The organism is Pilosibacter sp. YYHA0881, assembly GCF_051602715.1.
GTDB classification, from domain to species: domain Bacteria; phylum Bacillota; class Clostridia; order Lachnospirales; family Lachnospiraceae; genus Alitiscatomonas; species Alitiscatomonas aceti.
The window spans coordinates 3,308,728-3,329,778 of record NZ_CP175657.1 but is presented as its reverse complement, the minus strand read 5'-3'; the positions used below and the strand labels follow the sequence as shown (position 1 = coordinate 3,329,778).

The window sequence follows — 21,051 nt, the reverse complement described above, 5'->3', positions numbered from 1 at the left end:
TTTTCGAGGAGGTGAAGCTGTCGTGGAACCATGGGAGGATGAACTGCTGTGGGATGATGATTTTTCCGATGAGGAAGAAGAATTAGAAGATCTGCCCGAAGATGCCGCTCTGGAACTGACCGAGGATGGCTTTGCCGATTGGGCGGACGCTTCTGACGGTGCGCCGGAGGATGAGCGCTTGGAGGAGGCGCTGGCAGAGGAACGCACGCTGGAGCTGGAAAGCGAGCTGGAGCAGGACGAGCATCCCAGAAACTATGCCGCCGAGCTGGAGGACGAGGAAGAGGAAGCCGCGCCCACCAGCGAAAAACGACTCAAGCGGGAAATTCGCGCAGAGGCTCTGCGGCGGCTGGAGGAAGCAGCCCGGACGGAATCGGATTTTTTGACTGTGGTAGACGAGTGGAACAAGCTGGACAGAAATCGGGAACGCCGGGAGCGTGACCACGAAAACCTGCGTGGGGATGTGCCGTTGGAGTTTCGGGCTGTGCCAGAACCGAGAATTGCTCCCCTCTGGATGAATCTGCCAAGGTTCCGCCAGCTCTGTCAGGGAAATTTTCTCGACATCATCTTCTCCTGCCCCTATGAACTGCACGAGCTGACCGCAAATTGCTTTCTCTCCAAGCTCTTTTTCACGCTCAGTGATGAACAGAAGGAGGTACTGTATTACCTGTTCGTCAAGCAATACAGCACCACAAGGCTTGCTGCCATCCGTGGGCAGTCCGACCGGAATATCCGAAAGCTGCGTATGACCATTCAGAAAAAGCTGCAAAGGCGGATGTATGAGCATCTGAGCGAAAAGCTGGAAAAGGACTACAGCATTACTCTGCGGGAGCGTGAGTTCGTAGAGGAATATGAAGCACTGCTGCAAACCATGGGCAAGGATGCCGTGATCCGCCGGGAAAACAAAACCAAACCGAGAAAAAAAGAAAACCGTCCTTGACGGAGCCAAGGACGGTTGATACAATAGTAATATGGTTAATATATAGTTGGATTACGAGCAGAGAGGAACAGTACCATGAAGAATCTCTTTGAGCAGTCCCGTTCCCATTGGGTGCGGTATGACCGCTATGAACTGAAAACTGCCGCAGACGGAAAGCGGTATATCACGCCGGGGAAGAATACCAAGCCCGACATCTATAATCCTCTGAAGGAAGCGCCGGGAATCGTGCTGGATGCGCTGAATGTGGGTATGCTGATGATGAACCGCAGTCCGGAGGACGAGGTGCAGAAGGCCATTCTGGAGTTTGTAACCCATTACGGCCTGCTGGGTCTGATGACGGCGCTGCCCACCACAACCTCCTTCATGGACTATGAGGCGGTGTATCTGCCGAAAAATCACTTCATCAAGGCAGAATCCATGGAAACCGAGGACTATTTGGCGCTGTTCTATCCCTTTGACCAGCTGGATCTGGTCAAGAAGGGCATTGAGTCCAGATGGAGCGTGTCCGGCGACAACATGATGGTGGCGCTGACCATGACCTTCATAAACGAGCCTATGGCGAAAACCATGAGCTTCCAGCGAGAGTATGCTGAGCCTTACGATTGGGTGGCGCAGCAGTTTAAGGACTGGGCCTTTACCCTGACCACATCCATTTTGTATTACAACGATTATGATCTGATCGACAAGGATACAAGAAATCTGTACCGTATGGGTATGGCCGCCTTCGGCGGCATTGCACCCAGCTATCATATTGAGCTGCTGGACAAGCCGACCATCTATTGGGACTTCCATTCGTTGCTGCTGGGCATTCAGATGATGTTCAGCTTCCTGCTGGTGGACGGAGAAAAGCCCCTGCGGCTGTGCAAGCACTGCCAGAAGGTATTCCTGAGCAGCCGCTCCAATTCCGCTTTTTGCAGTCCCCGGTGCAAGAATCAGTATAATGTCTATAAGAGCCGGGGGAAGAAAACCAGCGAAGAAGATTGATAGAACAATCACAGGAGATGTTGTATGTTTACTTTGATAGACTTTGAAAACTGGGAGCGCAAGGAACATTATCTGCATTTTTACAATGATGTGCGCTGCTCCTATTCTACGTGCGTCAATATCGACATATCAAATCTGAACGGGCAACGGCTATATCCGGCAATGCTTTGGCTGTTGACGCAGACCGTCAATGAAATGCCAGAGTTTCGCACCGCTCTTACAGAAAAAGGACTTGGCTATTTTAGTGAGATGCACCCTGCATACACTATTTTCAATCAGGAGCAAGAGACGTTTTCTGGGATATGGACAGCGTACAAATCAAATTATACTGCTTTTCTGAGCAGTTACGAGGCTGATGTTGCGAAATATTCCTCATCTGAAAAATATGCCCCGAAACCCGAAAGGCCCGTCAATTCATTTGATGTATCCATGATTCCATGGTTTTCATTCACAGCATTTAATCTACAAGTTTTCGGTGACGGAAGCTATCTGCTTCCGATTTTTACAATGGGAAAGGCTTTTGATGCAGGAACGAAGAAGATGCTTCCATTAGCAATTCAGGTTCATCACGCAGTTTGTGATGGATACCATGTCGGACGGTTCATCGAATTGTTGCAGAAGAAAATCATTGGTTTTGATTCCGGCTGCAATTCTGCCCCCTCTGATATATCTGCGACGGTGAAAGGACGAATAAAATGACAGATAAAGCACTTTGGGCATTTTCAGACACGTCAGGAAATTGCAGCAACACAATATCTCTTTGCGAGGCAACTAAGGAAGATGCACCGTTTATAGCTGCGATCTACAATCAGGCAATTCTTGCGGGAAACTGCACTTGTGATACAAAAACAGTCACTTCCGAAATGCGTGAAAAATGGATTTGTCAGCACGCTGCCGATGGTTATCCGGTGTATTTATGTCTTGAGAATGGGATACCTGTGGGCTATGGCTATTTAACAGCTTACCGACAGGGTCGTGAAGCTGTTAATCATGTGGCGGAGGTCAGCTATTATTTGGACTTCTCGGCACACGGGCGCCATATCGGCACTCATCTGCTTGCCGCATTAGAGCAACAGGCAAAGAAGCAAGGACTTAAAGTTCTGATTGCAATTCTCGTTGGCAGCAATCGGCCAAGCGTTGGCTTATTGGAGAAGTATGGTTATGTGGAATGGGGTCGGCTTCCGCAAATCGTACATTTGGGTGATCGGCATACCGATCACTTGATATACGGCAAGTATTTGTAAGTGTAGGACGGTATCATATCAAGCGGAATATACGAACGGGAGTATTTCATCAAGCGAGGTTTTTAGAAAATGGTCGAGAGAATTTATCACGTTGGATTAACTGTATCTGATTTAGATCGCTCCATTGCTTTTTACAGAGACATCCTTGGCCTTGAATTCCAAGGAGAAATATTCATGGCTGGCGAAGAAACAGACAGGTTGTTTCGAATGAAAGATACAAAAGCGAGAGTAGCTTATCTGAACGGCTCTAAAGCTATTGAAGCGCCACCAATCGAACTGATTCAGTTTGTGGACAATAAAGTAAAAAAAGTGAAGGGGAATCTATTTACAACATCTATCTCAGAAGTATGTTTCTATACGGATGATATTGAGCGTGTTTATAATAGTCTTATCGAAAATCATGTAGAATGCTTATCTGAACCGCAGTATTTCGATTTCCGGGCAAACGAATTAGGAGAAAGCAGGGCTTTTTATTTCAGAGATCCCGATGGGATTGTACTTGAAATGATGCAACCTATTTGAAGATAAAGCCCAATTGGGGAAAATGCCCGTTATCGGCCATACAGCCAATAACGGGCATTTGTCATTCATATACAAGCTCGGTTAAAACAATTTCCTCTGCACGGCTGCGGATGCTGTTCATCCGGCGCACCCATTCCATCTGGTCAGCAGCTTTCAGGGCTTCGGTTGCACCCTCTTGCTTCGCCATAGCAGAAACGATGATTTCCATTCGCTCATTGCAGGTTTGGTCGATCTCGGCAAGGTGCCGGTGCAGCGTTCCACTTGTAAGAAAATTTGCATAGAGGACAGGGCGATGCTCTTTCAGATAGCTGCGGCGCATACGCCCGTATTTGCCTATCTGATATTCGCCGTCATCCGGTAAAGTAATGTTGGGAATGAAATAATCGCCCACTTGACGGTATGTACCGCCCATTTCTTCAAAGATAGTTTTCATAAAATTCAGCTCCTTTTGTGTTGATTTCCAGCGGTTATAAGTCTTTTTGACTCCTTTCTTACAACTGCTTTTCAATTTACCACAAATGAGCCGCAGTCATATGTATTAGATGGCAGAAACCACCCTTTACATATTAACTCTTGGTTTGAAATAGAATTGCTCTCACCTTGCAGCTCGTCCTCGTGGGATAATCTCGGATAAAGGGCGGTAATAAGGTTTCGGGTGGTCTGTCTTAACATAGTGTCCTCCATTTCCGACAGCCAGCCCCACTATTCCGTATGACTATCATACCACACGCCGGGGCTGGCTGTACAGTCCTTTCTGCTTCTTTACGTCCCGTCAAATTGCCGATTTTTGTGTAGCAGCTTCCGCTTCCAGCACTTTCAGCATTTTATCGGCGGCGGTGGCGGTGGTGTCCTGCTTGAAATAGCCGGAAACGACAAGGACAGAATTACCTATGCGGATTTCCGTCACGCAATCCGGGCGGCGGGTGCTGCGGTCATTCTTTGGGGTGTTGGTCATAGGCGGCTCTCCTTTCTGTTCATCAGCTTTTTCAGTTGTCCCATTTTCTCCTGCGCCGTGGCTTTTCGGAAGTTGCTCCCGGTAAAGCGGACAGGAGAACACATTTCAATCAGACGGTCATAAATGCGGGCGTGGGCGGTGTCCTCCGGGTGCTGCAAGTCCTCCAGCGTGAGATTAGTCGTGACGATCAGCGGCCTGCCGCTGCGGTAACGGCTGTCAATCACGTTGTAGACCTGCTCTAAGCCGTATTCCGTTCCCCGTTCCATTCCAAAATCGTCAAGGATAAGCAGCGGGAAGCTGCAAAGTCGGGAGATATATTCATTCCTGCCCTCAAAGCTGGCGGCAAGGTCACCCAATATCAATGCAAAGTTTGTCATGCACACGGGGATTTCACGCTCCATAAGGGCATTTGCGATACAGCCCGCAAAATAGCTCTTGCCTGTGCCAACGCCGCCCCATAGCAGATAGCCAATGTTGCGCTCTTTCATGGTTTCCCAGTTCTCCACATAGAAATGGGCGTGTTCCATTTGCGGGCACTTGCCGTTGTCGTTCTCAAACGTCCAGCCCTGCATAGCCGGGTCTGTAAAGCCCCGCCGCTTCAACCGCTCGACAGTTTCAAGGTGACTGCGCTGTTTCTCTGCGGCTTCCCGTTCCTCACGCTCTGCCCGCTGGCAGTCACATTCTGCCGGGTGGCGGTCACGCCCCAGCCATGCGGCGGTTTCTTTGGGGAAATAGCCCTCTTTGGGCTTGTGGCACTTCCCGCAGTATAAAAGCCCGTCCTCGCCGGTGTAGTCCTCCGGCTCCGGCGTGGTGTCGGTCATATTCAAAATCATTTCATCAAATCCATTCGTCATAAGCTCTCGCCCTCCTTACAGGTATAATCGGGTATGCCCTTTTTCGGGGCTTTCTTGGCTGCGTCCTCCTGCGCCCACTTGAAAATCGTGGCTGCATGGCTCTTGTATTTCCTCCCGCTGGAAGCGATATGGCAGGATAGGCGGTCAATGTAATACTCCCACTTGCCGGGAAGCTCTGTTTTCAGCCCGTCAAGCTCCGTATCGGAAAGAATGACATTGTGGTATCTGCCATAGGCGGCGGGGGCGGGGTGTCCCGTTTCTAACTCTCTCTCTTTTTCTATTTCTATATCTATCTCTTTCTCTATCTCTATCTCTGGTGGACAAATGTCCGCTCGATATGGTGGACATTTGTCCGCCCCTGTCTGCGGCAGGGCTTTTTGTTCCTGCAAAGCCAGCCGCGCCCTGCGCTTGCGCTCCCCCTCGGTAGAGGACTGGCCGATTAAAAGCTCAATGTTGCTCATGTAGAGTGCGCCGCTTGGCAAAGGCTCCACAAGCCCCAGCTTCATAAAGATTTTCAAAGCTCTCTCTACGGTACCTACCTGCTGGCGGGTAATGGTCGCAATCATCTGGGCGGTGTAGGGGATATTCTCGTCAAGCTGCAATTTCCCGCCGTTTTTCAGCGATTTCAAGTACAGCTTCAAGAGAATGTTGGAATAGATAACGCCGTCCTGCATACTTTCCAGCAGAACGATTGCATCATCGTCAAAATAGCTCTCTTTCAGCTTGAGGTAGTAATATTTGCGGTTATCTGCCATAGGCTGCGTCCTCCTTTTTCCAGCGTTTGGAATAATAGCGAGGGCATAGTATGATAACCGCCCGGAAGCTCTGTTTGCAGTCACGGGTGCAGCCCCGGCATAGGCCGTTGTAAGTGATACGGTTGCGGTGGTTGAGGAAGAAAGACCATTCCAGCCGCCGCTTCTTGCTCATTCTCGGCAATGGTAAGCTCCTTTCTGCCGTTCCTATCGGTGTAGCGGGATAGGGGGCATTTTCTGTATGTTCTCGGTATCATTTTCGGGCTTTTTCTGCCCTGTAAGCCCCGTTTGGAAGTCGGGGAGTATTGCGGTAAGGGTTCATATCATACCTGTATTTTTGTAGGGTTTCGGTATCATTTCGGGGCGGTCTTTAACGCTCCTGTTCACGCTTTTTCTGCTGGCTCGGTGCGCCCCTTAAAATCTGGTCGATATTGCGTCTGACTGTCTGAAGCTCCTGCGCCCGCTGGCGTTTCTCCCGGTAGTCGTTATATCCGGCGTTCTTCTGGACGGTAAGCTGCTCAATCTCCCTTTGCAGGGCTTTGCTGGCTGGCAGCTTGGTTATTCCATGCTCCCGGAAATAACGGGCGGCTGTGTCCGCTATGATAAAATCGCTTTCGTGCTGTTCCCGGTAGGCTCTCCGGGCTTTCTCCGATTTCTGCGCTTTCAGACCGTCACGGGCGGGCTTCGTGCCGATATAGCCCAAAAGGTTGCGCTGCAATTCCTTTTTCTCCCGGATAGCGGCTTCCAGCCCTTTCAGTCCGGCAAGGCTCTCCTGCGTGGCGGTGTTGGCTGCGGAAATGGCAGCGTCCAGCTCGTCCGGGGAAGAAAAGCCATACTGCTGGTAGAGCATGAGGGTAGCCGACATCTGTTTGAGGTTGTGCATGGTCGCCCACTTCTCATAGCCCCGTCCTTTCCCCTCGGCTCGCTTGGCGGCTATGTCTACCATGCGCTGTACAGCGTCATTGTTCGGGGCGTTTTTCGCTTCTTTTTTCGTCCGTAAGCGGTCTTTGATACTGCCGGGGTATTCCGCTATGGCTGCGGGTTTTTCGGCGGCTCTGGCGGCGTTCTGCTCCAAAACGGAGAGGACAGCAGCCCGGTCAAAATCGTCCCCCAGCTTCCGGGCGGTAATTGGCTTCGTCCTGTCCGGCGTGAGGTAACTTAGCCGCCCCCGGCTCTCCTTGACGGTCACACCATGCCGGAGAAGCAGGGCGGCAAACTCATCAAAGCCGGAAGCAGCGGCAAGGGCTTCCCGGATAGTCCGGCGCAGCTTCGCCTTATCCGTTTCAAACTTGGTCTGCCGGGGCGCGATACCGTCCGCAGCAATAGGGGCGTTGGCTCTGTCAAGGGCAGCCTGTCCTTTCTTCTGCGCCCAATACTCACGCTCGGTAATGCGTTCTTTGCTGCCGTTCAAAAGGTCTATCTGGTAAAGCCCCTCGCTGTGGCACATCTCCATGACTTCGGCTTTCAGATAGTTCATAGCTGCGTCCGTACAGCGGTGCTTGCAGCCTGCTTTCCTGTCCGCTGGCCTGTCCATGTGGGGCAGCATGGGAACCTCCGCAATCCGCAGACTGTTAATGACGATATGCACATGGATATTTTCGGTGTGGCTGTGTCCGTCCGGGTGGGTGCAGACAAGGGCCTGGTGTCCGGGGAAATGCTCGGCGCAGAACTTCTCGCCCAGCTCCTGCGCCCGATCAACGGTCAAGCCGTTGTCCGGGCCGTCCCGTGGGTCAAAGCTGATGATGTAGTGGTGGCTCTTTACGTCCTCCCGTTTCTGGTTCTTGCCGTAGCGGAGATTGGAGCGCATACAGGCAACGGCAAAATCCTCCCCGCCACAATTCAGAGAGGATATGCGGTAGTCTACCCTCGGTATGAGCCGCCCGTCTGCGTCAAGGGTGGGCTTCATGGTAAACTCGTCATGCTCGAATGTGAGGTATTTTTCAGCGTCCCCGTAGTTGGCATTTTTAGAGCTGATATGTTTGAGTATCGCCAACGGCTTCACCTACTTTCTGCAAGACTTCAAACTTCAAGGCGGCAAGGTCGGCGGCGGCTCCCCGCACTTCCTTTTCCAGCCCCCGGTAGGGGCTTCCGTATTCGTTCAGGCTCCGGGCAATCTGGTTTAAGTTGCCGCCGATTTTCCCGTACTCTGCCGTGAGCTTGGAGAGGGCGGCAAGCAGCCCGTCATTGACCGGGGAAACGGTGACAATGGGGCGTATGGTCGCTTTCCGTATGGCTTGCCGGATAAACTCGGACTGGCTGATTTCATAAGCCGCCAGCCGCCCGGTGAAGTCGGCGTATTCTTCATCGGTCATGCGGGTCTTTACCACATGACGGCGGTGGGGCGTATTGTATTTCTTTCGCATGGTCTGTGACCTCCTTTCTCGCCCGACAGGGCGCATAGCAGGGTTTGGGGAAGGCACTCCCCAACAAGATTCCCGCAGGGGCAAAAATAAGCGGAGAGCGAATTTTGGCACCTCGGTAGAATCTTGCTCTGAAAAACTCCGGCGTTCCCCGGCTCCCGTCCTTTCCGCTAACAAAACGTTTCAAAAGGGCTTTGCTACCCGCTATTCCGGCTTATCTTGAAAATTTTCCTTTCACTACCTACAACACCACGCAAAGCAAAATGGACGGAGATTTTTAGAATTTCCCCTCTATTCCCTACAACACCACGCAAGCCGGAATAGGCGGACAATGGCAGTATTTTTTTCTTTGATACCCTCTACGGATAAGTAAGGGATTTTGCCAACTGCGGCGGCTATTTTCCCTTTTGTTTTTTCATACTGGGGATTTTCAAAAATGCCAAACAGGAACGAAAAAAAGCAGCAAATCTGTTGAATAGATTTACTGCTTTCTGGTTGCCGGCGAAGCGGCGGTTATTCAGTTGTAGGCGGTAGGGCTATCTCCCAAAGCGGAACTTGAAAATAGCTGTGAGAAGCGTCTGGGTGATGTAGTCCTCTGTATCTTGGTCTACCCGTCCATTCACACGGGCGGCACATTGTATGCGGCGGCGGTAATACTGCAATACAGTTCCCACCGCTTCCGGCTCCCCGCTGGCGGCTTGGACGATTGTTTCATAGGGGAGAAGCCTATTATTTCTCATATGCCATTCCCTCCATTTCCGCTTGGAGCTGCCGTAGGGCTTTTCGGATATGGTAGCCCGCTGTGCTGCGGCTGCGCCCGTACTGTCTGCCAATTTCGTGCTGTGGAATACGCTTGAAAAAGGACAGGTAAATCATTTCCCGCTCCCGTTCGTCCAGCCGTGACAGGGCTTCCGCAAGTAAACCGCTGCTGAAAATGACCGTATCGCCGCAAAGGGTAAGTATGTATTCCTCGTCCGGCTCCGGGGCTTGGAAATATTCATCTGTCGTGCCTAAAGGGTAGTGCTTTTCGTCTGTGAGGTATTCAAGGGATATTTCTCTTTTGTGCTTCCTGCTCCGTGTCCTCGCTGCGTTGATCGTTGCATTTCGGATAACGACTTTGCAAAAGGCATGGAAAGTGTACTCGATATGTTCCCGATATTCTTCTGTACAGGTCATGGAAAATCCCCCTTTCCTCCCAAAAGGGCTGTGGCTGGTTAGTAGTTGCTTTTTATGATAGTAAGGGGCGGCAGCACTTTAGGCTGTCGCTCCTTGACTGCCTAACTGCAAAACCGGGCGGGGCTGTCAACGGCGGGCGAAGCCCGTTCATCTTGACCGTTGACTGGCTCGGCCGGGTTTGCTATTTATCCGGCAAACTTGAATTTATTTTAAGCTATCACGTTTTACCTTTTTAAGCCTTACTATCATTACCATAGGAATTTCTTTATTGTTTTTGAAACATTCTTCATAAAATCCATCAATGACAAATCCAGCTCTGAAACAAAGGTTAAAAATATCTTGTATGGAACGATGATAATAAATCTGCTCCTCCGGCTGCCCTTCGATCGCTATATCATAGTAACTGTGCGGTGTCATATATTTTTCAGTCAATGTGATAAAACAAGGGTGCTGCGTTGCAAAGACAAAAATCCCGTTTTCCTCCAATAGTTCATAAACAGCCATAAAAAGCGGTTCAATATCCGTAATATCCATAATTGCCATATTAGAAACTGCTTTCGTAAAGGCTCGATTTCTTTTTAATCCTAATAAGCTTTCTCTATTGGTCGCATCCGCTACGCAAAACTCAATTTGTTTTGCATATTGTGATCGCCGTCTTTTAGCCAATTCTATCATTTTTTTGCTGTAATCAAAAGCGACGACCGAAGCGCCTCTCTGTGCAAGATACGAAGAATAATTTCCATTGCCGCACGCAATATCCAAAATGTAATCCGAAGGATCAGGAGAGAGAAGTTCCGTTACTTTGGGACGTACTACCTCTCTGTGAAATTCATTGGATTCGTCACCCATTGCATCATCCCAAAATTGTGCGTTTTTCTCCCAGATCTTTTTGCTTTCCTCTGTTCCCATGTTCTCTCCCACTCCCAAAATTTGCCTTTTTGCTTCCATTAAATCTTCCTTACTATATTCCATTGTTACCCTCCATAACTTCTGATTGTTGCCGTCTTGACTATTATGTATCTTTTCTTTCCAAAATGGTATAGGCTTTTATTTTTATAATGCTGCAAAACTTTTCTTCTGTAAGGTATTCAAAGGATATTTCCCTTTGCCGCCGCTATTGGAAAGCCAAAAGCAGCGGCTTTTTTACGCGATATGACCGAAAAGACTAGAAAGCAGGATATGTCATCATTTGTCATTTCTTCTCAATGTAATAACTGCATGGCATATCAAGCCAAATACAAGAGAAAAACAGCCACCGCCAAATAGTGATGCTCCCCACCCTGCACCCGACATTGTCATAAAACCGCCAACAAAGAAAATACCAATGCCAAGAAATATCCCGACACCATAAAAAAGTCCAATTGCCATATCATACTTATTAAATTGTCGTTTCTCTTTTTTTCACATGTTTCCATTTTTGTTATTACCTCCTTCGCAAAATCGTCCATGTGGACTCCAAAAAGAAAACAAATTTTTTTCAACGTATTTAAATCGGGTTCATTAACATCTCTCTCCCAATTCGATAGCGCCTGCCGGGTAACATTCAATTTCCCAGCCAGTTCTTCCTGTGTCATTCCCGATTGTGTTCGCAGATGACGTATTTGCTTTCCTGTTGTAATATCCGTCTGTTTCTGGTTCAAAATGGTTCCTCCTCTCTGATGCTGATTTTATCAATGATATTTCGCAATAGCCAGCAATGAACGTTTGCATTGCGCAAGATGTTACATTATCTTCTGAAACATATGCCGGATCTTGTCTAAACGGCTGTTCGGGCGGCGTGGCTGAAACACAGGCTCGCCGGAAGTTTCCTGATACCCTTTTAATTCTGTAATGCAGACACTTCTTCCATTTGTATAAAAATTCAAATCATTTCTATATTCACCAATACAACGGGCAGGGATTTCCCCCTTAAAAATAACTTCATCTTTTTCAAGTCTGGTTGATTCAATGATTGCGCAATACTTTGGTGCGTCATTATAAGCCCGTGAAAGATATTCCTGCGGTGCAAAAAGGGTAAAGGAAAGGTATGGTTCCAACAGTTGTGTTCCTGCTTTTTTCAATGCCTGCTCCAACACGACAGGCGCAAGAAAACGAAAATCAGCGGGGGTGCTGACCGGGCTGTAATAAACTCCATAATCAAAACAAATTTGGCAGTCTGTCACTCCCCAGCCATATAAGCCCTGCTCCATTCCATAACGCACACCCTCCATGACGGCATTTTGAAAACTTTGGTTTAAATAGCCGAGAGATACCTCGCTTTTATATTGTGTTCCGCTTCCAACAGGAAGCGGTGTTACAGTCAAACCAATAGATGCCCAAAACGGATTCGGCGGCACTTCAATATGAATCGTGTAGCTCGCTTTTTTTTGCGGTCTTTCCAGATAAATAACCGAAGGCTCTTTCATAGCCACGCCCACATGATATTTTTCTTCTAATAGCGAACAAATAACTTCTAACTGTACTTTTCCCAAAAAAGATAATATAATCTCATGTGTAACAGTATCAATGTCAAAATGCAAAAGAGGGTCTGTATCAGCAATCTCTGTGAGGGCATTTAACAGGGCTTCCCTTTGCTCCGGCTTTTGCGGCTCTACCGTTGTCCGAAGTAATGGCATGGGATTATCAATCCGTGTTTTGTGAGGCAGGAGTTTTTCATTTCCCAGAATGTCGTTCAGTTTCAAAGTATCATCAGCTAAAATAACAATTTCTCCCGGACAGGCATGGTCAACCGGGACGATTTCACCATTTGACGGAATACACATTTCTGTAATCTTTATTTTTTCCTTTTTTGACAGCAGCAGGGTATCCCGTAAATGGAGCGTCCCATGATACAGGCGTAAATAAGAAAGCCGTTTTTTCCGCTCTGTATACTCAACCTTAAAAACATATCCACATAATTCAGACTGAATATCGTCTGTTTCTGTAATGAAAGTTTCTGTAATCGCTTCAATCAGTTTTTCTGTTCCTAAATTGTCTTTTGCACTCCCATGATAAACAGGAAACAAAGAGCAGCATCTGGTTCTTTTGCACTTTTCATATTGTAATTCCTGTATATCCAAAGAATCCTCTGCAACATATCGTTCTAATAGTTCATCGCTTCCGGAAATAATCATATCCCATTTGTCCAAATCAGAAATATCGGTCATGGTTATCTTTGGCGACAGGGAAACCTCCTGCATGACAATCATATCACTGGTAAGTTTATCTTTAATGCTTTGGTAAACACGCCGCAGGTCGATCCCATTTTGGTCTATCTTATTTATAAAGATAATTGTCGGAATGTCCATTTTCTGAAGCGCATGGAATAATATACGGGTTTGTGCCTGTACGCCGTCTTTTGCCGAAATGACTAAAACAGCTCCGTCAAGGACAGATAAAGAGCGGTATGCTTCGGTTAAAAAATCCATATGACCGGGAGTGTCCACGATATTGATTTTATAATCATTCCAGCAAAAAGAAGTAACCGCTGTCTGAATGGTAATTCCGCGCTGCCGTTCCAAAATCATAGTGTCTGTTCTTGTAGTTCCTTTATCCACGTTTCCTTGTTCCGCAATCGCTCCACTGGTGTACAGCAGGCTTTCCGTCAATGTTGTTTTTCCTGCGTCTACATGGGCGAGAATTCCAATATTGATTATTTTCATGTGATTGTCCTCCTTTTACAGCCCCAAAAGGGCATAAAAATCCCCAGCAGTAAAATACTTTTACCACTGGGGATTATAATTTGCGGACATACACATATACAGCATACACCTGTTTGTGATTGCTGTTTTTCGGATATGTCAAAATTGATAAGGCAAAAGTATTCTTAAATTGGGTACAAAAAACCAAGCCCCCACAAAAGGGACTATCATAATCCTTTGTTCCCACTATTTGATTATAGTTTTATTTAAGAATACCTTGCCGCATATTTTTTACTCCTTTTTTGGAATGATGCTATTATATCACATTAGTTTTAGGAAAGAAAGTACCTAAAAGAAATTTTTCTTCCCCTTATATGTAACAATCATACCGACTTTCTGGCGTTCAGAATGGTTTCTGCTGTCTGCTGTGGTGTTTGGTTGGAATTGTCCAGCCAAAAGCCGATCCGTGGTGTTGTCTGCATAAATGTATCGTATAAGGTTTCAACCGTAAAGCCGGAATAGCCTGTTTTCTCCCTGTATCGTTCCCTTCCTTTTATTGTTTCCACATCTGGACAAAGAACGACAACCTCAACAGGGTATTTATGCGGCACAAAAAATATGTACATGTAACTAATTCAACACATTTATAATTTGAATAGGGACATTATAGCATTTACTAAATACAAATTCAATGTATACGGAAATAAAGATATAAGGAGTGGGAAGGATTCCGCCGTAGTCGGCATTGTAGGAAAATCCAAAAGTTTAGATTTTCCCACAATGCTTATCTTTTGGTCTTTGGTTCGGAATAGTGTAGTGCTGGCGGTCTATCTCTTGTTTTCGGTTGCTTGCTTCCTTACCGTACATGAGCATTCGCGCCCGGATTGTCGTTGCCGTAGCCCTCCATGAGATTGATAACGCCCCAGATACCAAGCCCGGCTCCAAGTGCTACAACAAGGGTCTGCAAAACGTCTACTGCGCTATTGAAAAATGCCATAAATAAATCCTTTCTGCCGCGTCTGCGGCTGTCCGGCAAGCGGACAAAAGGCGGTCAGCGTATGCCGCCGCATAAAAAAACCGCCCTCTGGTAAAGGCGGCTGTCCCCGCGCTGCGTAAGTTCTGCGGCGCGGCGGTATTCAGTTGTAGGGGGGTGCGGCTCCTGCCGCTGTGTGCTGCGCCGGAAAGTAGGGGCGCGTATCATGTAGCCGATATTGATATATGTGATTGCTTCGATTCCTCCTTTCGGTGTCCCGCTGTGCTGCCGGACGGGTATTATTCAGACTTGCGGGAAGTGAATAGCTTGCATAGCAAGGTGTTCGCTTCCCGCAAGTTCACAAAGGGGTAGCTGCCGCAAGGCAGCGTAGGGGAAGTGTAGCTTCCCCTGTCCCCCCCTCCCCGGCGGTCTGCCATGCTGTCACTGTTGAGGGATAAGCCCCCGGCGCGTGACATACTCCGTTGCAAAACGGCGGTGTTCCGCTTCCTTTTCCCGCCAATACTCCCATAATGCAGCGTCGGCGGCTTCCGCAACATTCATTAAAAACCGTTCAAGCTGCTTTTGTTTTTCCTCTGCGCTACGTTTCCTCATGGTCTGCGTCCTCCTGTAAGTCTGCTGCGTCAATCTCGTAATAGTCAAAAACCTCGTCGGGCTTGACAATGGCGGGGCGGCGTTTAAGGTGCTTTTCCATGTCAAAGGCGTTCTTCGGGTCTGCGTCGGATAGGTACTTGTATTTCGGGTGTTTCGTTATGTCGAATTTGTCCGAAAAGAACGGGCGCACCCCGCGTAGCTGCAAGATACATTTCCCTCCGTCCATGACTGCGATTTCATCTTCCGTCATAAGCTGCTTTCCCAATTTCTGATAGTTCAGCCCATGCGAAAGCTCCCGCCCCCTTGTTTCGGAAGTGTTGAAGCTGTCTATCGTTTCCTTGCCTAAAATCTCCGATATTTCTTTGAGCGTGGTTTTTTCCTTGCCGCCCAAGAAAAGCGTGGTGTCGCAGTTGCCGACTATGGTATCGGCGTTGTCCTTGTAGATTGCCTTTAGCTGTGACTGGCTCTGCAAGATGATTGACGCGGAGATTTCCCGGCTCCGTATGGTTGCGATTAGTTTCTCAAATTTGGGGATTTGCCCGATATTCGCAAATTCATCAAGTAAGCACCGTACATGGACGGGAAGCCGCCCGCCGTATTCATCATCTGCTTTGTCGCACAAGAGGTTGAATAGCTGTGTGTAGAGAATACTCACGACAAAGTTAAAGGTGTCGTCGGTGTCGCTGATAATCACGAAAAGGGCGGTCTTTCTGTCACCTATGGTGTCAAGCTCCATTTCGTCGGTTTCCATAAGCTCCCGCAGCTCCTTAATGTCGAATGGGGCTAACCTCGCGCCGCATGAGATAAGTATGCTTTTTGCGGTCTTGCCAGAGACGAAAAGTCAAGGACTTTTTCATCAAATTCACAAAGAAGTCACATTTTGCGGACTTCCTCACGGAGCAGACGCTTGATTTTGTCCTCCATCGTCTCTTTTGCGGTCTGGCTGAAATGGACACGGACGATATAGGTTGTCTTGCCGATCTGCTTTCTGACAGTCGGGCAAGTGGCGGTGTTAGTTGCGGTATTGTTCATTCAAAATCCTCCTGTAAATGAAAAATGCCCGGTGACTGTTCATCATCGGGCGGTGTCGGTATGATGGAACAAGGCAAGGCGGCAACATTAAGGTATCTATAAAAACCTTGCCGTCTTTGCCACGCTTGCCGTGTTCCTGTTGTCAGTTTCGGAGATAGCAGACCCATGCTGTGCTGTCTTTCTCGGTCACAAGTCTGTCCCCGATACGGCTCTTTGCCGTTCTCATGGTGCGTGAAGAAATCCCATGCTCATTGACTGCCTTTTCCAACTCTGCGCTCGGCATACGCTTTCCGTCCGCAAGCAGTTCCAGAATGAGCATTTGCGCCTGTGCGGTCTTGCTCTCGGTCTTGGCGGTGTCTGTCCCGGCAAGAAGCTCGTCAGCGGTAATGTCATAAGCCCCTATCCACTCAAAACCTTTCTCATCTCCCAGAGAAAAGGCAAGGGACTGTCCGGGCGGCGCAAGGGAGCTTTTCTCATGGATAAGCACCCTCGTTGTCGGACTGTCCTTCAGCTTGCCAATAAAGAGCAGACTGCGGACTGCCGCCGTGATGTCGATAGACCCTAATCCCCGATAGGTGCTTTGCGTTCCTGCGGCTTTGTTCAGGTGTCCGATCAGCACGATAGCGCACCCGGTAGCCTGTGCAATGTCTCCCAAACTGCGGAATATCGGGCGCACCTCGTTTGCTCTGTTCATGTCCACATCTGCGCCCAGAAACGCCTGTACCGGGTCAATGATAACAAGCCTTGCGTTGTTCTCACGGATTGCCCTTGCTATGCGCTCATCGGCAAGGGTCAGCGGTGTGTCCCTATCGTCAATGACAAGCACTCTTTCAAGGTCTGCTTCCGCTTCCATCAGCCGGGGCTTGACGGTATCGCCCAGACCGTCCTCTGCGGTCTGGTAGATGATATTGAAAGGCTCAATTGTCTCCATACCGGGCAAAGGCTTTCGGTTGGTGCAAGCCGCCGCAAGACGCATGGCAAAGTAGGTCTTGCCCTCGCCGGGGTTGCCCTGTATGATGGTCAGCTTTCCAAAGGGAATATACGGAAACCATAACCAATCCACGCTCGTAAGCTCCACATCTGCCATGCGGAGCATGGGGACAGGCTGGGCGGTGGGCAGCTCTCGCAGCGTGATTGTCTCGGCTATGAATTTGCGGCTGGGAATGTCCCCTTGCTGACGGAGAACAACGTTCCAGTCTTTCCTTGCCGGGACAAGGCGAATGACGGCGATCTCGCCGGGAATGGACTGTGCCAGTCGGGTACAGGCATCGCTTCCTGCGGTGTCGCTGTCAAGGCAGAGGAACACTTTTCGGGTGTCCTTGCGTTCAGAAAGGAAACGGTCAAGGGCTTTGCCCGAAACGCCGCCCAGGGCAAGATAGCTTCGATTTTTCCAGTCCTGCGGGTAAAGGCAGATAAAGGACAAAAGGTCTATCGGTGCTTCAAAGACAAAGAGCTGATTGCCGTTTCCCTCATAGCGGAACGGATAGGACTTGTCAGACCCGGCAATGTCCTGTCTGAATGGGTCTGCCGTTCCTCGCACATGGGCGTATCTCGGCGTACCGCTTCGGTCTCTGCCGACAAACACAACATTGTGCCGCTTTGCGTCCTCGTAAATATCCCCGGAAAGAAGAAAAGTCTCAACAAGCGTTTTGTTGAGACCTCGGCTTTCGCAAAGATATTGAATTGCTCTGTCGGCTGTTCGGTTGTGCAAGGGCAAGTGGAACGCTGTGGGCGGTGCTGTGGTGGCTTCGGTCTGTCCCTCGCCGTTTTCGCCTGTCAACATCTGAACAGCTTCGGGAAAGGACTTGCCGTAAAACTCCATGACGAAATCAATGGGATAGCCGCCCTTGCTCTGGCTGTGGCGAAACCACTTGTTTCCCCGGACGGTCAGGCTGTCATGTTCTTTCCAACGGTATTCCCGTCCGCTTTTGATAAGTGTCTCTCCCTGTGTGCGGAGAAAATCTTCCAGACTGACGGCGTTTGCCCGGTCAATCTGTGCTTGGGTGTAATTCATCGGGATAGTTCCTCCTTTTTCTGTCGTGTTTGGGGTCGATTTTGGAGCTTTTGTTCCTCTGTACGCTCGTTAAATCGGGCGGCAGTATCTACGCATGACTTGACCTTCCAAAGGCGGTGTAAATCGTCTCTGACAGCCTTAAACTCGCCATAGGTGGTTTCGTGCGCCTGTTCCAGCTCGTCATACTCGTCGGACAGCTTTTTCATATCCACCTTGCCGTCCGGGAACTCCCCGGTCAGCTTTCGTCTGGCGGCGTAGAACTGTATCAGTTCCGCTTCATGCTCTGCCTTGTACTTGGCTCTGGGCTTCTCAAACTTGATTTTCTGCAAGCCGTCATAGACAGGCTTCAAGTTCTGGAAAGCAGCGGAGCTGTCATAGAGCTGCTTGATTTCTTTCATTCGTGCGGTCTGCCCGTCCAGCGTTTTCTTCAAGCTCTCTGTGGTGGAGCTGTGTTCATTGACACGGCTTTCCAAATCTTCAAGAGTGTAAATGCCGTTTGCCCGGAGATAATTGAAAGTCTCGTTCATCTCCTTTAGGTTGCTGACCTTGCCTTTCTGCGAATATGCCCCGGCTCTGCGGCTGGTGTAATAGGCGTTCAGCAGAGAAACAAGGTCGGGTGCCTGCGGCTTGGCAAGCTCCGCTTTTGCTTCGGCAATCCAATCAAACAGGAGAGCGATTTTCTTCTTGATGTCCCGGATAACGGCATTGGTCGCTCTGATCCAGCGGTTGAACTCGCCTTTCTCGGTGCGTATGCCTTTCTTCTCCATTGCCCGGACGGTTGCGCCCTCATGGACGGTGGGAAGAAGCTCCACACCCTGACGCTCATAGCTCCGGTGGTCGATACGAACATCAATACCTTTTTCCGCAAACTTGGCATTGCATAGCTCCGCCCATGCTTCACGCCAATGTTCCAGCGTTTCGGGACTGCCCCAGTCGGTAGTGGGAACGGCGTTGAACACAAACTTTCCGTCTGCGTCTCGGATACGGTTGCCGTCCTCGTCCAGCTCATACACCCGGCGTTGCTTTAGTCCCCATTTGCCGTTTTGCTCAATGGGGCGGATGGGGCAAAGCACATGAAAATGCGGGTTTGGTATGCCGCCGTCCTCCCGGTCTGGCTGGTGTACGGCGAAGTCAACCACCATGCCACGGCTCACAAAGTTCTCCAATAAAAATTGCCTTGCAAGAGCGATGTTTTCCTCAAGGGAAAATTCATTCTGCAAGGCAATGTCAAAGCTGTATGCAAGCTGGGCGTTCTTTCCACGCTCGGCTTTTTCCACGGCGTTCCATAGGGTCTGGCGGTCTGCGTATTCTGGCGGTGCATGGGACGGCAAGAGAATGTCAGAGCAGATCACGCCGCCCTTGCGGGTGTAGTCGCTGTATTCGCCGTAATACTCGCTATACAATCGCTCCCCGGCACGGTAGGCGGCAGAAGCAATAGCGGACTGTCCTGCGCTTCGCTTAGTCTGCGTGACGCTCAGATGAAATAGTGCCATCGGCTTTCAGCTCCTTTTCTCTGTTTGCTTGGCTGATGTGGGTAATCGCCATGTGACGGACGGCTCGCTGGACTTCGGACAGGGAAAAGATGTGTTCCATCAGCTCTGTCATTTCGGTGCGTGTGAGATCTTTGACCTCCGGGGCAAGGCTCTCAATCGTGCCGCCCAGATTGCAAAGGCGGTGGGTGCGCTTGGTGCGTTCGCCTTTCTCCAGATATTTCTTTCTGTTCTCCAGACGCTCCAGCTTGTGCTGTTCCTGTGCAAGCTGCGTCTCGGCTCGTTCCTTTTCGGCTCGGAGCTGTTCAAGGGTTTTTGGTTTTGTCATTGTAATTGACCTCCTTTTTTGATTTTAGGGATAAAAAAAGACCGTCAACTTTTCGCAGATTGCGACCAGTCAACGGTCAGTTTTTCGGTATTCAGTTGTTGTGTTCAGTTCGGTAAATTGAAGTTGGTCAAAGTTGTTGGCGAAGATATTCCACAACATTTCCATTCGTATCATAGAAACAGATGTTTCCTACATTGAGGGGCAGGACAATGGCGAAAGGCTTGCCACTATCAATATCAATCACCTGAATGCCGTTGCCATCATCTACTTCAAGTCGAACAATATTTTGGGTATTCATTGAGATAAATGCCCTTTCGTTATTTCCCTCAACAACAAACTCTGCAATGTAATCATCAACCTCAACTATATCTCCACCACCACGGAAGAAATATCCAAAAGACAAGCCAGGGCGATTTACATAGACAGAAAAAGTGTGGTCTGTCTTGTCCTGTGGGTAAGAAATAAATGCAGCCATTGTGTCGGAAATGCTTCCATCAACAATCCAATCATCCAAAATTTTTTGAGATTGGCGAATGTCTGCTTCTAAACTGTTTGCGGTTTTACCAATGTCATTGTTTGCATAAAGGAAACCGAAAACCAACACACAAGCCAAAATAACACCCAAGAGGATTATGGGTAATTTCTTTTTCATAGAATCACACTCCTTTATCAAATTAAGATTCTTGATTTTCAAACTTGCTGGCGGCGAACGGTTTGTCAAAACCGTTTGCGGACGGCAAGTCCACAGGGGATAGCCGCTTTAGCGGCGCAAGGGGGTGTAGCCACCTTGACGGAACGAAGTGACGCAACATTCTCGGTCATGCAGTTTTCTTCTGCTGACGGAGAATGAAGCTCCGCAGGACGCACTACTCTCGACAGAGAGTATAGAAGTGCGCCCTTTAGTTCCTAAAGGGATTTTATCAGTTCGCCAAACAAGAAGTTGTTTTACTTGCGTTCCATAAATCCTACGATTGAAAAAATCAATCCTACAATCCCAATTCCGATAACGAGCAGCCCCATTCCTGATGAACAAAGAGAAATTATAATGGCAAAGAGTAGTATTGCAATACCTAATCCAATTTTCTTCATTGTAAATCCTCCTTTACAAATTCCGATTTATTGCTCAATTTTATATTCAAATTATACCATAAAACTTGTGAACAATTCTACCGCAACTTTGGAATATATGAGAAAAGCC

23 protein-coding genes and 4 pseudogenes are annotated in these 21,051 nt (G+C 48.7%); 5 read left to right on the top strand and 22 right to left on the bottom strand.

Annotated features, from left to right (window positions below; all coding sequences use genetic code 11):
* Window positions 1-22 precede the first annotated feature (22 nt).
* The 5 genes and pseudogenes from ACI6NM_RS15700 (at window position 23) to ACI6NM_RS15680 (ending at window position 3,687) form a co-directional block, all read left to right on the top strand.
* Complete coding sequence (locus ACI6NM_RS15700) at window positions 23-937, top strand: sigma-70 family RNA polymerase sigma factor (protein WP_249294873.1); 915 nt, start codon at window positions 23-25, stop codon at window positions 935-937.
* A gap of 75 nt (window positions 938-1,012) precedes the next feature.
* Window positions 1,013-1,921, top strand: a complete 909-nt coding sequence (locus tag ACI6NM_RS15695) for a recombination protein NinG (RefSeq protein ID WP_249294872.1) — start codon at window positions 1,013-1,015, stop codon at window positions 1,919-1,921.
* A gap of 24 nt (window positions 1,922-1,945) precedes the next feature.
* Window positions 1,946-2,539 (top strand): annotated as a pseudogene (locus ACI6NM_RS15690) (CatA-like O-acetyltransferase); the annotation flags it as partial.
* Between the two features lie 77 nt (window positions 2,540-2,616).
* Window positions 2,617-3,165 (top strand): GNAT family N-acetyltransferase, encoded by a 549-nt coding sequence (locus ACI6NM_RS15685; protein ID WP_249294870.1) that lies wholly within the window; start codon window positions 2,617-2,619, stop codon window positions 3,163-3,165.
* Between the two features lie 69 nt (window positions 3,166-3,234).
* Window positions 3,235-3,687, top strand: coding sequence for a VOC family protein (locus ACI6NM_RS15680; protein ID WP_249294869.1), 453 nt, complete (start codon window positions 3,235-3,237; stop codon window positions 3,685-3,687).
* Window positions 3,688-3,748: 61 nt separating this feature from the next.
* Here the strand turns inward: ACI6NM_RS15680 and ACI6NM_RS15675 are convergent, their stop codons facing one another.
* From ACI6NM_RS15675 to ACI6NM_RS15570, 22 genes and pseudogenes are all read right to left on the bottom strand, one after another.
* Window positions 3,749-4,120: a TnpV protein gene (locus tag ACI6NM_RS15675; RefSeq protein WP_249294868.1), complete on the bottom strand. Its 372-nt coding sequence runs from the start codon at window positions 4,118-4,120 to the stop codon at window positions 3,749-3,751.
* 131 nt (window positions 4,121-4,251) lie between these two features.
* Window positions 4,252-4,359 (bottom strand): annotated as a pseudogene (locus ACI6NM_RS15670) (recombinase family protein); the annotation flags it as partial.
* 100 nt (window positions 4,360-4,459) lie between these two features.
* A complete protein-coding gene (locus tag ACI6NM_RS15665; RefSeq protein WP_002605634.1) occupies window positions 4,460-4,642 on the bottom strand; it encodes a transposon-encoded TnpW family protein in 183 nt (60 codons plus the stop codon).
* Window positions 4,639-5,496: an ATP-binding protein gene (locus ACI6NM_RS15660; RefSeq protein ID WP_002605635.1), complete on the bottom strand. Its 858-nt coding sequence runs from the start codon at window positions 5,494-5,496 to the stop codon at window positions 4,639-4,641. The genes ACI6NM_RS15665 and ACI6NM_RS15660 overlap by 4 nt, the downstream gene beginning before the upstream one ends.
* Window positions 5,493-6,251 (bottom strand): phage replisome organizer N-terminal domain-containing protein, encoded by a 759-nt coding sequence (locus ACI6NM_RS15655; RefSeq protein WP_002605636.1) that lies wholly within the window; start codon window positions 6,249-6,251, stop codon window positions 5,493-5,495. Before ACI6NM_RS15655 ends, ACI6NM_RS15660 begins: the two co-directional genes overlap by 4 nt.
* Window positions 6,241-6,432 (bottom strand): hypothetical protein, encoded by a 192-nt coding sequence (locus tag ACI6NM_RS15650; RefSeq protein WP_438500998.1) that lies wholly within the window; start codon window positions 6,430-6,432, stop codon window positions 6,241-6,243. The genes ACI6NM_RS15655 and ACI6NM_RS15650 overlap by 11 nt, the downstream gene beginning before the upstream one ends.
* Window positions 6,433-6,618: 186 nt before the next feature.
* Window positions 6,619-8,241 carry a relaxase/mobilization nuclease domain-containing protein gene (locus tag ACI6NM_RS15645; RefSeq protein WP_002602093.1) on the bottom strand — a complete coding sequence of 541 codons (1,623 nt, stop codon included), beginning with the start codon at window positions 8,239-8,241 and terminating at the stop codon, window positions 6,619-6,621.
* Complete coding sequence (locus tag ACI6NM_RS15640) at window positions 8,213-8,611, bottom strand: plasmid mobilization protein (RefSeq protein ID WP_002602094.1); 399 nt, start codon at window positions 8,609-8,611, stop codon at window positions 8,213-8,215. Before ACI6NM_RS15640 ends, ACI6NM_RS15645 begins: the two co-directional genes overlap by 29 nt.
* A gap of 533 nt (window positions 8,612-9,144) precedes the next feature.
* Window positions 9,145-9,348 carry a helix-turn-helix domain-containing protein gene (locus tag ACI6NM_RS15635; RefSeq protein ID WP_002602095.1) on the bottom strand — a complete coding sequence of 68 codons (204 nt, stop codon included), beginning with the start codon at window positions 9,346-9,348 and terminating at the stop codon, window positions 9,145-9,147.
* Window positions 9,338-9,784 (bottom strand): RNA polymerase sigma factor, encoded by a 447-nt coding sequence (locus tag ACI6NM_RS15630; RefSeq protein WP_002602096.1) that lies wholly within the window; start codon window positions 9,782-9,784, stop codon window positions 9,338-9,340. Before ACI6NM_RS15630 ends, ACI6NM_RS15635 begins: the two co-directional genes overlap by 11 nt.
* A gap of 204 nt (window positions 9,785-9,988) precedes the next feature.
* The gene (locus ACI6NM_RS15625) at window positions 9,989-10,756 is read right to left on the bottom strand and encodes a class I SAM-dependent methyltransferase (RefSeq protein WP_002602097.1); all 768 of its coding nucleotides are present in this window, start codon (window positions 10,754-10,756) and stop codon (window positions 9,989-9,991) included.
* A gap of 213 nt (window positions 10,757-10,969) precedes the next feature.
* Window positions 10,970-11,424: pseudogene (locus ACI6NM_RS15620) on the bottom strand (helix-turn-helix domain-containing protein).
* An 81-nt stretch (window positions 11,425-11,505) separates the two neighbouring features.
* Window positions 11,506-13,425 carry a tetracycline resistance ribosomal protection protein Tet(32) gene (gene tet(32), locus ACI6NM_RS15615; protein WP_002602099.1) on the bottom strand — a complete coding sequence of 640 codons (1,920 nt, stop codon included), beginning with the start codon at window positions 13,423-13,425 and terminating at the stop codon, window positions 11,506-11,508.
* Window positions 13,426-14,260: 835 nt separating this feature from the next.
* Window positions 14,261-14,401: a Maff2 family mobile element protein gene (locus ACI6NM_RS15610; protein WP_002586628.1), complete on the bottom strand. Its 141-nt coding sequence runs from the start codon at window positions 14,399-14,401 to the stop codon at window positions 14,261-14,263.
* Between the two features lie 417 nt (window positions 14,402-14,818).
* Window positions 14,819-14,989 carry a hypothetical protein gene (locus tag ACI6NM_RS15605; RefSeq protein ID WP_002569167.1) on the bottom strand — a complete coding sequence of 57 codons (171 nt, stop codon included), beginning with the start codon at window positions 14,987-14,989 and terminating at the stop codon, window positions 14,819-14,821.
* Window positions 14,976-15,830 (bottom strand): annotated as a pseudogene (locus tag ACI6NM_RS15600) (VirD4-like conjugal transfer protein, CD1115 family); the annotation flags it as partial. The gene ACI6NM_RS15605 and the pseudogene ACI6NM_RS15600, both read right to left, overlap by 14 nt.
* 32 nt (window positions 15,831-15,862) lie before the next feature.
* Window positions 15,863-16,021, bottom strand: a complete 159-nt coding sequence (locus ACI6NM_RS15595; protein WP_006428300.1) for a transposon-encoded TnpW family protein — start codon at window positions 16,019-16,021, stop codon at window positions 15,863-15,865.
* A 142-nt stretch (window positions 16,022-16,163) separates the two neighbouring features.
* Window positions 16,164-18,035 (bottom strand): AAA family ATPase, encoded by a 1,872-nt coding sequence (locus tag ACI6NM_RS15590; protein ID WP_118106550.1) that lies wholly within the window; start codon window positions 18,033-18,035, stop codon window positions 16,164-16,166.
* The gene (gene mobQ / locus ACI6NM_RS15585) at window positions 18,032-19,528 is read right to left on the bottom strand and encodes a MobQ family relaxase (protein WP_262427181.1); all 1,497 of its coding nucleotides are present in this window, start codon (window positions 19,526-19,528) and stop codon (window positions 18,032-18,034) included. The genes ACI6NM_RS15590 and mobQ overlap by 4 nt, the downstream gene beginning before the upstream one ends.
* Entirely contained in the window at window positions 19,494-19,853 is a 360-nt protein-coding gene (locus ACI6NM_RS15580; RefSeq protein WP_097773907.1) for a DUF3847 domain-containing protein, read from the bottom strand. Before ACI6NM_RS15580 ends, mobQ begins: the two co-directional genes overlap by 35 nt.
* Window positions 19,854-19,980: 127 nt before the next feature.
* Window positions 19,981-20,505, bottom strand: coding sequence for a hypothetical protein (locus tag ACI6NM_RS15575; protein ID WP_015516227.1), 525 nt, complete (start codon window positions 20,503-20,505; stop codon window positions 19,981-19,983).
* 293 nt (window positions 20,506-20,798) lie between these two features.
* A complete protein-coding gene (locus tag ACI6NM_RS15570; RefSeq protein ID WP_173827554.1) occupies window positions 20,799-20,942 on the bottom strand; it encodes a hypothetical protein in 144 nt (47 codons plus the stop codon).
* Window positions 20,943-21,051 lie beyond the last annotated feature (109 nt).

Excerpts from the sequence above, each read along its gene's own strand:
- ACI6NM_RS15695 (WP_249294872.1), top strand. The coding sequence starts at position 1,013 with ATGAAGAATCTCTTTGAGCAGTCCCGTTCCCATTGGGTGCGGTATGAC.
- ACI6NM_RS15685 (WP_249294870.1), top strand. The coding sequence starts at position 2,617 with ATGACAGATAAAGCACTTTGGGCATTTTCAGACACGTCAGGAAATTGC.
- ACI6NM_RS15680 (WP_249294869.1), top strand. The coding sequence starts at position 3,235 with ATGGTCGAGAGAATTTATCACGTTGGATTAACTGTATCTGATTTAGAT.
- ACI6NM_RS15675 (WP_249294868.1), bottom strand. The coding sequence starts at position 4,120 with ATGAAAACTATCTTTGAAGAAATGGGCGGTACATACCGTCAAGTGGGC.
- ACI6NM_RS15665 (WP_002605634.1), bottom strand. The coding sequence starts at position 4,642 with ATGACCAACACCCCAAAGAATGACCGCAGCACCCGCCGCCCGGATTGC.
- ACI6NM_RS15660 (WP_002605635.1), bottom strand. The coding sequence starts at position 5,496 with ATGACGAATGGATTTGATGAAATGATTTTGAATATGACCGACACCACG.
- ACI6NM_RS15655 (WP_002605636.1), bottom strand. The coding sequence starts at position 6,251 with ATGGCAGATAACCGCAAATATTACTACCTCAAGCTGAAAGAGAGCTAT.
- ACI6NM_RS15640 (WP_002602094.1), bottom strand. The coding sequence starts at position 8,611 with ATGCGAAAGAAATACAATACGCCCCACCGCCGTCATGTGGTAAAGACC.
- ACI6NM_RS15635 (WP_002602095.1), bottom strand. The coding sequence starts at position 9,348 with ATGAGAAATAATAGGCTTCTCCCCTATGAAACAATCGTCCAAGCCGCC.
- ACI6NM_RS15630 (WP_002602096.1), bottom strand. The coding sequence starts at position 9,784 with ATGACCTGTACAGAAGAATATCGGGAACATATCGAGTACACTTTCCAT.
- ACI6NM_RS15625 (WP_002602097.1), bottom strand. The coding sequence starts at position 10,756 with ATGGAATATAGTAAGGAAGATTTAATGGAAGCAAAAAGGCAAATTTTG.
- ACI6NM_RS15610 (WP_002586628.1), bottom strand. The coding sequence starts at position 14,401 with ATGGCATTTTTCAATAGCGCAGTAGACGTTTTGCAGACCCTTGTTGTA.
- ACI6NM_RS15605 (WP_002569167.1), bottom strand. The coding sequence starts at position 14,989 with ATGAGGAAACGTAGCGCAGAGGAAAAACAAAAGCAGCTTGAACGGTTT.
- ACI6NM_RS15595 (WP_006428300.1), bottom strand. The coding sequence starts at position 16,021 with ATGAACAATACCGCAACTAACACCGCCACTTGCCCGACTGTCAGAAAG.
- ACI6NM_RS15590 (WP_118106550.1), bottom strand. The coding sequence starts at position 18,035 with ATGAATTACACCCAAGCACAGATTGACCGGGCAAACGCCGTCAGTCTG.
- mobQ (WP_262427181.1), bottom strand. The coding sequence starts at position 19,528 with ATGGCACTATTTCATCTGAGCGTCACGCAGACTAAGCGAAGCGCAGGA.
- ACI6NM_RS15580 (WP_097773907.1), bottom strand. The coding sequence starts at position 19,853 with ATGACAAAACCAAAAACCCTTGAACAGCTCCGAGCCGAAAAGGAACGA.
- ACI6NM_RS15575 (WP_015516227.1), bottom strand. The coding sequence starts at position 20,505 with ATGAAAAAGAAATTACCCATAATCCTCTTGGGTGTTATTTTGGCTTGT.
- ACI6NM_RS15570 (WP_173827554.1), bottom strand. The coding sequence starts at position 20,942 with ATGAAGAAAATTGGATTAGGTATTGCAATACTACTCTTTGCCATTATA.